Here is a 7,820-nt window from a genome sequence, read left to right as displayed (position 1 = left end):
GGGGACTTATACTAAACCAATTTTTAGCTATATTTGAAAACAGGATTAGGATATAAATAACCTAACCCTGAAATTTTGAACTTACACACTTTTTAGGATAGTGTCAAAGCAAACCAAAGAGGCTGTTTAAAAAGGACGACTTCTTTAAAAAACTTATCTCTTAATAAATTCTTTGTTATATTTTCCCTTTTCATCTTTTTTAATAAATGAATGAGGAATCTGTCCGCCAGAACCATCTATAAATAAAATCTTTTCTGAAGTTTCGTCTTCAATAATAAAACTAAAAACCCCTTCATCTGTATCAAATTGCCAATCTTTAGTCTGTACAAAACATCTCCATGGTTTAACAAAATCATATTCTTTTTCAAACCCTTGCAATTCGCCTTCTCTTAAAAAGACATTAAAGGCTTTATCTTCAAAATAATACAAATCTAAATCACTAAGCATTTGTTTTACTAATTCCGATATTGTTTCTTCTGTATAATTCATTTTTATTAACTTTTTTTCTAAATTCCAATTCTTAAAATAATCTAAGTCAACTGCAGGTAAACCTTTTGGAAATCTGAAGTTTTCATTATATACGTTGACATCGTTTAATAAATCTGATATGTCCCATTTTTCTTTGCTTTTCAAAAACTCAGATAGTACATATTCTTCATGAAACTTTCTAGGTATTTTCTTGCCTGAAATTTTCTCTAATTTATGCCAAAGTTTTAAATGAAACAACTCGTGTTGCATTGTATAGGTTGTTATTTCTACTACACCACCAACCTTTGGAGAATACCCTCTAAAGAAATAAACAGCAGGACCATCCAAAACCTCTTGATATCTTCCATTTTTAATTTTTTTAAGAATCTCTCTCTCTAATTCAGCAACCTCATCTAACTGCTTAAACACATCATCACTTTGTGCTAAGGCTTCTCTAGCATACTTTTTAATACACCTTTTATTGCTACTGTTAACTCTCCTGTTAACGTAAGCATTTCTAGGAAAAATAAATATTTTTGTAGTGCTTTAGAAAATTCAGAATCTGTACCACTTGTAATCTCGACAATTCCAGCAGCAAGTTTTATTTTTGCAACTATGTTTGCAGACTTAGCAACTTTATTGGCATTTTTTAACACCCTTAGTTACTTTAACCAATTTAGTTTACTTCTTAATAATTTATAAGAGTTAAATATCTATAAAAATATGTGGTGTTATTATATACAGAGCTTCTCCTGTATTAGCATTTATATCTATACCCATTGTTCTTTCATCTAAACCCCATATTTCTGTATACGAAACACTATAAATATCAATTTTTTGCCCGTAATATTTCCCATGAGGAATAGATTGCGTTAATTCGTTTTTAGTTCTATATCTAATATCGTTAATAGTATCTATACTCAAATAGTCAATCTTTTTACTTTTAAGTACATTAATTGCTATTGCTAAGGCCTGCGCTTTTGTAATCATTTTGTTGTTAATTATTTTATAAATTAAGAGTTAAAGCAAAAATAGAGCATCGTTTTGATGCGCTATTTTTTAAATTTATGTTTTGCAGTTATCCTACCCAATCATCTTTTAAAAAGTATTTTCCTTCTCCATTTTTTAATATTTCCACCCCTGCTTGCTTATGTCTAATATAATATGGCTCTCCAGTATCATCACTTATTTCCATAAACATTTTATTATTAAAAATTTCAGACTCCTCTTCAAAGTCAAACCCTATTATCCAATAGGGTTTTATTTTACTTTTAGCTTCATCATAAGTAATTACTTTAGGCAAAAAACCAGCATTGTATACCTCATCCAGGTTTTCTATTTGTTCCTCCTTACTTTTAAAAATAGCGATCAAACTTTTATTAGTATTATATCCCCATTCGATATCATTCATTGCATTTTTTGCTATTTCAATTATTTCTAGTTCTGTATAATTCATCTCTTACATCCAAATAATACATAGCCACCATAATTAAGTTAATTATGGCAGCTATTTAACTCACTAAAAAATATTAATATTTAAATAATTTCTATTGCGTCATTTATTTCTAAAGATCCTAAATCCTCTAAATCAGTTTCAAAATAAACGCTTTTAAAATCTGAAATTGAATTTGTAACATCAATCGAAACTACATTTATTTCCGTAGTAATATCATCTTTAGAAATGGTAATCTTTTTACCTTTTAATTCTTCAATTAACGTTCTTGGAGCTAGTTTTCTAACCTTTTGTTTAACCTCTTCAACTATAAAATTAGCTCCTATAATTATTTTTCCTTTACGCTCAATAAGCGCACCTATTTTTAATTTTGTTAAATCCATAATACATCTATTATTTGTTCAAAAGTATAACTTCCATATTTAGTTCCTTCTAGAAACACATTATATTCAGGGTTTTCAAATCTTTCAATTGCATCCTGTAATAAATCATTTCTTTCAATATCTGTTAGATCTTTTCCTTTTCTACTAGATCTAACACTTGCCTGAATTTCTTCTAATAGCCAATTAGCTTCAAATGATATCTGGATCATTAACTGTTTTTTTGCTATTGCAGCTGCCCTATGCCCTTCTAATTCATGAGTTATTGCAGCTCTCCAACTTAACCTAGAGTTAGCTTTAGTTCCAATTCCTGGCATTATATCAGTATTTACAACTAATAACTGTAGCCAGTTTCTTGTGTAGATAACTCATCAGAAAACTGAATTAATTCATCTATATTTTCACTTTTAGAAACATATTTTTTTCCATATTTAATTATATCATTTTTCTGTTTAGTTGTCAAAGGCTTAGACCCTCTTAACCCTTTTGAATCTACTATCTTACGAAGATCTGAAACCTCTTCTAACCGCTTAAACACATCTGGATAGGTTTTCCTAATCGCATCATCACTTTGTGCTAAGGCTTCTCTAGCATACTTTTTTAATCCGCCTTTTATTGCTACTGTTAACTCTCCTGTTAACGTAAGCATTTCTAGGAAAAATAAATATTTTTGTAGTGCTTTAGAAAATTCAGAATCTGTACCACTTGTAATCTCGACAACTCCAGCTGCTAGTTTTATTTTTGCAACTATGTTTGCAGACTTAGCAACCTTATTGGCGTTTTTGATACCTTTTGTTACTTTAACCAATTTAGATAACTTACTTAAATGTCTAAATTTTGCAATATTACCAACTCCAGAAATTGTTGTTAATACGTCTGCAGCATACTCTAAAGAGGTATAAATATTAGAAACAGTTTTCTTTGCTTCTACTGCTTTTAAATAAAAAGTAGGCATTACTCTATCTAGTTTAAGCGCTGTTTTTTGATTGTCAACATCTTTTAAGAAAATTGGCTGAAATGGATGGTAATAAGAGGTGACTTTTATTTCCTTTTTTCGAAGTACATTTCCTTTCTCGAAAGGACTATAAACCTCTTCATAAACATATTTACCTGTTTCTACAACAACCTTAAATCTTGAATAATTATCTAGAAACTTCTGTCGTAATGATTTGTTATTTGTAAACGAATCGAAATCTCCGTCGTAAAAAACTGTTTGATTTAAAAATTCTAAAAGCGCTCCTACATAATTAAATGTTAGTGTAATTGCTGAACTAAAAAAACGCATTCCAAAAGGCAATTGATCTTTAGGCTCATAGACATAACGCAGCCTATTTTTAGCCTATCAAAATTAGGTTCTATCCTTTTTTTAGAATTTAAAACTACAGCTCCTTCCTTTGTTTTATTATATATACGCTTTATTATATTCTCTTCTGATGTAATAGAAATATAAATACTATCTATAAAATCATCATCTACAAGATTATCCATAAACTTCTTTTCGATATCACTTATATAAGAATAATTATCTATTTTATTATTTAAAACAGCTTCCCATTCTTGTATAATACCAGAGCTATTATTGGTTTCTATTGGTTTTATGTCATCATATTTAACAGGTATAATAATTTTACCTTCGCTATCTATTAATCCACATTTATTATTTAAAGTTACTTTTATTCCAACATCTTCTTTTTCTATAACATCATTAATAGGCTCAGTAATTATACTGTTTTTAAAAAAAAGCGCCTTTTTTTTCTTCGCTAGATGTAATCTCAAAAAAGCTAAATGGAAATCCAAAAAAGCTTAAAAATTTAATTTGTTTATACCCTTTAGTAAGTAAATTATTATCTGCATCTATAACATAAAAATAATTACCTTTTTTTTACCCAAGCTCTTAAACTTTCTAAATCAAGGAAATCTACTTGTCTAAAAAATGAAACTTCTTCATATTCTGGTTCTATAATAATGTCTCCCCATATATTTGAATATCCCCAAACCTCTCCTTTTCTATAAGGTATAGGTTCGTTCACTTTTTTTTTCGAAAAATTGATTTAAATAATAATTACTCATATAACAAATTTAATCTATACTAAACAAAAGAGCATCAAATTAAATTTGATGCTCTTTTTAACATTTAACGAGATTACGAACTAACTATTGTTTCTATTCGTATACTCTTCAACCCAAGAAACTTCTTCTCCTAAAATAAAAGGCATAAAATAATGCTGTAAAATTTTAAAATTATTTCTCAATGAGGTCTTAACATCTTCAATTGGACTAGAATAATTATTAAATTCTAAATCCAAATCTTCAGAAGGATTATAATTTGCAATATATTCAATTATATCAGGCATTTCAGCATCTAATTCTTTATTATTGTATGTTAAAAAATTAATATGAATTCCATCATCTGGAACTTCTTTAAACTCAATCTCTGATTTTGAAAATTTAACAACAACAGTTTCTACAAGATCTGTTTCATCTATAATATGATAAGTATTAGACCATTCAAATTCTTTCATTATTTCTCGAACCATGCTCGCCGTCATGTGTCCTTCTGGCATATATAAGTTTTCATCCATCTTTTAATTATTTTTTAATTTTCACAGCCATGCTGCCTTCAATTTTATAACCATTTTTCAATAAATATTCTACCTCTCTAGCAAATATTGTTAATATTTTATTTCCATCTGGATCTGTTGCAAACTTTTGCTCTTTAGTAATATATACATATTTTGATTTTTCCAATGTTGGATTAGTTACAAACCTAACATCATCTCCTCTTTCTATAATATCATCCAACCACGGCTTATTAACTTTATCCCAAAAACCATCTGTAACGTTTTTCCAAAATTGCTTTGGGTTTGTTTTTTCTAAATGTGCAAATTGCTTTTTTAACTGACTAAAAACGGGAGAAGATAACATATCTAAACCTCCTACATTTATTCCTTGTCTCCATAGTCCATCTACTTTAAAACCTAGTCTTTTTACATCTAAGACATCACTTAATAAACCTGTAATAGCTATGGTAGAATCTTCTTTAAGTAAAATTTTAGATCCTCCATAAAGCTTTTTAAACTGCCGTCCTAAAAGCTCTAACTCCTTACCTCTTGTAAATTTAGCAATTAATTTACCTTTACTAAAGATCTGTCTAGGACTTTTTGATAATATTAATAATTCGTCTAAATATTTTTGAATACCTACATATGATTCTTTTTTTATTTTTGAAAATATTTTTTTCAAAAACTCTTCTGCTTGAGATTTACTTAAATCTTCTACTAAATTTCCCCCTTTGTATGTAAAAGCATACCCCCCTTTACTCACTTCTTGCATTTTCACTCCAAACCCAGCTATAGTTTTCCAAAGCTTTCTTCTTGCTAGGTTAAAGAATATTTTTCCTAAAATAGATATTGGATCTACAAAACTATAGGCTACATTTCCTATTAGTATTGTTTTTGCTTTTAAAGTTGCTAATAAGTTATCTATCCATCCCTTTAAAGTTTCAAAATGCTTAGGTATATTTTTTACAAAAGATTTTACACTTCTCATAATCTTTAAAAATAACTCTACAGAAATTGTTATTTTTCTGTGCACGCCTTTAGCTACTTTACTAGACACTCGACCTATTGCTTTCCCTAACTCTACATACGATCGTACTGCGCCTCTAATACCTTCGGCAATTGTACCAACTCCTGCTGTTGCCATAAAAATTAGCACTTCCTGAGCTATAAAACCAATAATATAGCCTGTATAATAACCAATACTATCAAATGGAATACTAACATCTGTAGCTTCGCTCGCCGCATCTTTTATGTCTGAAATGCTCAAATTTTGCAAGCTTTGTATAGCGCTAATACCTAACTCTCCAACTTTTTTAATTATAAAAAACTGGAACCCCATAAACGCTTTTAAATTATCTAAGGTTATAGCATTGGTTATTATTTCGATACCGTTTTCTAAACCTTCTACAATCATCCCCATATAAGCGCCTGGAGAGTTTACAAATTTTACACCTTCTTTTAAAAGCGCATATAAACCTTTACATATTAATGCTAAAATATCGAAGACTGTTTTTAAAAGGTCTACCAAACTATTTATAATACCTACTAATAAGCCATTATAAAACTCGAAAGCGCCTTTTAAGGCAGATTGCATAAGCTCTAACAATGTTTTTAAATACTCTGGTATTTTATCAATAAAGCGTTTTACACTATTTAATCTACTACCTATAAGCTTATCTAAAGGTTTAGTCTCTTTTAGTTTTGTTATAATCTCCTTTATTTTTGGTGTAAAGGGCTTAAAGAACGTTTCGTCTATAGATTTTGATAATTTTTCTGGCGAAAAACTTTCGGTTATTAATTTATAGCCTGGTAAAATAGGATTATAATCTGGATTTGTTTTCCCATCTTTTGTAGCTTCCCACCTATTGTCTGATAGTCTTAAACTATTTTGTATCCCATCGGAAACAAATTCAAAAAAATCTCCTAGTGGCGCTAACGTAAAATCTGCTGCAATTTCTACTAGTCGTGTTCCTAAATGTAAAAGCCTCTTTTTAATATTAAGAAAAAGGAGTTTTCATTTTCTGTTCCTTTATCTTTAAGATGCTTTTTTATTATTATGAGACACATAACCAGTATCTACACTCACATAGTCAATCTCTTTACTTTTAAGCACATTAATTACTATTGCCAAGGCCTGTTCTTTTAGTAATCATTTTGGTGTTAATTATTCTATAAATTTAACAGTTAAAATAGAAATAGAGCATCATTTTTGATGCTCTATTTTTAAAACTATAGTATATCTCTATACATAAATTAATAATCTATTTTAGTTCCAATGTTTCTGGATTCCAAGTTTTGTAACTCAAAACATCTCGAACACCTTTAGTTGGATATTTATAATCTTCTCCTCCAATAAATAAACTTGAATGAGGTAATCCTTGATGATGTAATAGAGTAATGGACTTCCCTCCTACATCTTGACCTTTTATAACAACCTCAAAACCATCCTCGTACAATTGAGAACTATACCATTCCCAATTCTTTAACCTTGTTAAACCATCAACAATGTTTGAGATATTAGAAACTAAGTCATCATGATGATAATCGTCCCCTTCTAATTGATTAACAAAAGCAATAATGGCTTGCGGCAATAATTTTTTCCATTTTGAGCTTTCTGGGCTTAGGTTTTTGTTTTCTATTAAAGCCTTCATACTTTCTTTAAAAATATTGAGCTCTCTTTTGGGGTTTTCTATGTTTTCTACTATTATGTATTGATAATCTGCCCCACCTGGCAGTTCACCATTAACATTATCCTGTATTCTTTCTACCTCTATCATGATTAATTAACTTTTATCGTTACAAATTTATTATTAAATACTGTTTCAAAATCTTTAATATCAACACTATAATAAGAGCCTGCATTTAAAGACAAAGGATCTCTTACAAAAACACGCCCGTTTTCAATTTTATCCACAACAACTGCATGAGCTCCTAAATCTATAGTTCTAACACTAACAA

At 29.2% G+C, this 7,820-nt stretch carries 12 protein-coding genes; all 12 read right to left on the bottom strand.

Annotated features, from left to right (window positions below; translation table 11 throughout):
- Positions 1-153: 153 nt before the first annotated feature.
- On the bottom strand, positions 154-897 hold the full coding sequence (locus AC2D8I_RS05195; RefSeq protein ID WP_484704934.1) for a hypothetical protein: 744 nt from the start codon (positions 895-897) through the stop codon (positions 154-156).
- A 14-nt stretch (positions 898-911) separates the two neighbouring features.
- The gene (locus AC2D8I_RS05190; protein WP_484704933.1) at positions 912-1,124 is read right to left on the bottom strand and encodes a hypothetical protein; all 213 of its coding nucleotides are present in this window, start codon (positions 1,122-1,124) and stop codon (positions 912-914) included.
- A gap of 49 nt (positions 1,125-1,173) precedes the next feature.
- A complete protein-coding gene (locus AC2D8I_RS05185; RefSeq protein WP_484704932.1) occupies positions 1,174-1,458 on the bottom strand; it encodes a hypothetical protein in 285 nt (94 codons plus the stop codon).
- Between the two features lie 88 nt (positions 1,459-1,546).
- On the bottom strand, positions 1,547-1,924 hold the full coding sequence (locus AC2D8I_RS05180; protein ID WP_484704931.1) for a hypothetical protein: 378 nt from the start codon (positions 1,922-1,924) through the stop codon (positions 1,547-1,549).
- A gap of 80 nt (positions 1,925-2,004) precedes the next feature.
- Positions 2,005-2,304 (bottom strand): hypothetical protein, encoded by a 300-nt coding sequence (locus AC2D8I_RS05175; RefSeq protein ID WP_484704930.1) that lies wholly within the window; start codon positions 2,302-2,304, stop codon positions 2,005-2,007.
- A complete protein-coding gene (locus AC2D8I_RS05170; RefSeq protein WP_484704929.1) occupies positions 2,295-2,618 on the bottom strand; it encodes a hypothetical protein in 324 nt (107 codons plus the stop codon). The genes AC2D8I_RS05175 and AC2D8I_RS05170 overlap by 10 nt, the downstream gene beginning before the upstream one ends.
- A gap of 17 nt (positions 2,619-2,635) precedes the next feature.
- Positions 2,636-3,586 carry a hypothetical protein gene (locus AC2D8I_RS05165; RefSeq protein ID WP_484704928.1) on the bottom strand — a complete coding sequence of 317 codons (951 nt, stop codon included), beginning with the start codon at positions 3,584-3,586 and terminating at the stop codon, positions 2,636-2,638.
- Complete coding sequence (locus AC2D8I_RS05160) at positions 3,556-4,098, bottom strand: WG repeat-containing protein (protein WP_484704927.1); 543 nt, start codon at positions 4,096-4,098, stop codon at positions 3,556-3,558. Before AC2D8I_RS05160 ends, AC2D8I_RS05165 begins: the two co-directional genes overlap by 31 nt.
- 74 nt (positions 4,099-4,172) lie before the next feature.
- A complete protein-coding gene (locus tag AC2D8I_RS05155) occupies positions 4,173-4,331 on the bottom strand; it encodes a hypothetical protein (RefSeq protein WP_484704926.1) in 159 nt (52 codons plus the stop codon).
- Positions 4,332-4,451: 120 nt separating this feature from the next.
- Entirely contained in the window at positions 4,452-4,883 is a 432-nt protein-coding gene (locus AC2D8I_RS05150) for a hypothetical protein (protein ID WP_484704925.1), read from the bottom strand.
- A gap of 7 nt (positions 4,884-4,890) precedes the next feature.
- Entirely contained in the window at positions 4,891-6,456 is a 1,566-nt protein-coding gene (locus tag AC2D8I_RS05145) for an HAD family hydrolase (protein WP_484704924.1), read from the bottom strand.
- Between the two features lie 667 nt (positions 6,457-7,123).
- Complete coding sequence (locus AC2D8I_RS05140; RefSeq protein WP_484704923.1) at positions 7,124-7,639, bottom strand: hypothetical protein; 516 nt, start codon at positions 7,637-7,639, stop codon at positions 7,124-7,126.
- Between the last annotated feature and the right edge of the window lie 181 nt (positions 7,640-7,820).

The organism is Lacinutrix sp. YIN62 (assembly GCF_057219185.1).
Note: the sequence above shows the minus strand (reverse complement) of the source record. Positions and strands in the feature narration are given on the sequence as shown.

Coding starts and splice junctions, on each gene's coding strand:
- AC2D8I_RS05140 (WP_484704923.1), bottom strand. CDS start 7,639: ATGATAGAGGTAGAAAGAATACAGGATAATGTTAATGGTGAACTGCCA.
- AC2D8I_RS05180 (WP_484704931.1), bottom strand. CDS start 1,924: ATGAATTATACAGAACTAGAAATAATTGAAATAGCAAAAAATGCAATG.
- AC2D8I_RS05185 (WP_484704932.1), bottom strand. CDS start 1,458: ATGATTACAAAAGCGCAGGCCTTAGCAATAGCAATTAATGTACTTAAA.
- AC2D8I_RS05150 (WP_484704925.1), bottom strand. CDS start 4,883: ATGGATGAAAACTTATATATGCCAGAAGGACACATGACGGCGAGCATG.
- AC2D8I_RS05145 (WP_484704924.1), bottom strand. CDS start 6,456: ATGCAATCTGCCTTAAAAGGCGCTTTCGAGTTTTATAATGGCTTATTA.
- AC2D8I_RS05165 (WP_484704928.1), bottom strand. CDS start 3,586: ATGCGTTTTTTTAGTTCAGCAATTACACTAACATTTAATTATGTAGGA.
- AC2D8I_RS05170 (WP_484704929.1), bottom strand. CDS start 2,618: ATGCCAGGAATTGGAACTAAAGCTAACTCTAGGTTAAGTTGGAGAGCT.
- AC2D8I_RS05175 (WP_484704930.1), bottom strand. CDS start 2,304: ATGGATTTAACAAAATTAAAAATAGGTGCGCTTATTGAGCGTAAAGGA.